The organism is Mesorhizobium sp. PL10, from assembly GCF_053714315.1.
This window is the reverse complement of the sequence record NZ_JBSKBR010000152.1, coordinates 1-937: the sequence shown is the minus strand read 5'-3', so window position 1 is coordinate 937 and position 937 is coordinate 1. Positions and strand designations below refer to the sequence as shown.

Here is a 937-nt window from a genome sequence, read left to right as displayed (position 1 = left end):
TCGCCGGGTCTGCCGCGAGCGCAAGACACTGACCGCTGAGCGCGTCGCCCACGTCAATCGCATCAAGGGGCTGCTGTTCTCGCAGGGGATCACGGACTATGAGCCGCTGCGCAAGAATCGACGAAAGCGGCTTGAAGAGTTGAGGACTGGCGACGGGCGCGCGCTGCCTGCCCATATGAAAGCCCAGATTGGCCGCGAACTGGATCGGCTCGAGCTCCTGCTCGAACAGATCAGGACGGTCGAAGAGGAACGGGACGCACTCCTCGCAGCGCAAGACGCCGAGGCAAAGCCTTCGCCTGTGAGAATGCTGCTCGACATCAAGGGGATCGGCGCCGAATTCGCCGCCATCCTGTGGTCGGAGGGATTATTCCGACATTTTGATAACCGTCGCCAGGTTGCCGCCTATGCGGGCCTCGCGCCGACACCCTGGCAGAGCGGCTCGGTCGATCGGGAGCAAGGGGTATCAAAGGCGGGTAATCCCAGACTGCGGACGACGTTGATCCAGATGTCCTGGCTGTGGTTGCGACATCAACCGAGTTCTGCGCTGGCCCGATGGTTCAAGGAACGCGTTGATCGCAACGATGGGCGCATGAAGAAATCGACCATCGTGGCGCTGGCGCGAAAGCTCCTGGTCGCTCTTTGGAAATACGCAACCGCCGGCGTAGCCATAGAAGGGGCGAGCATGAACAGCGCCTGACTGTCCTTCAACCTTCAACCCCTTTCGGAAATCTACCAGAACTCTTCTGTTCTGGCGGATTCAGGCCGACGAACCGTACGCGCACTTGGCGAAATGCCGTCGTCCAGATTGGTTTCGTCGTTCTGAGCTCTACCCGCCGCAAGCGGGATGTTGGTGCAGCCGCAATCAGCGGCGACCGTATGTGAGCTGGATGAGGTTCGACAAACGAGCCGCGTCATGCAGTCGAGCTCAGGCCCCTGG

Annotated in this window: 2 protein-coding genes; one reads left to right on the top strand and one right to left on the bottom strand. The window is 60.8% G+C overall.

Annotated features, from left to right (window positions below; genetic code table 11):
• A partial coding sequence (locus tag ACWGTO_RS33575) for an IS110 family transposase (RefSeq protein WP_454578964.1) occupies positions 1 to 697 on the top strand: 697 nt, incomplete at its 5' end.
• Between the two features lie 32 nt (positions 698 to 729).
• Here the strand turns inward: ACWGTO_RS33575 and ACWGTO_RS33570 are convergent.
• The coding region (locus ACWGTO_RS33570; protein WP_454578963.1) for a hypothetical protein at positions 730 to 937 on the bottom strand (208 nt) is incomplete at its 5' end.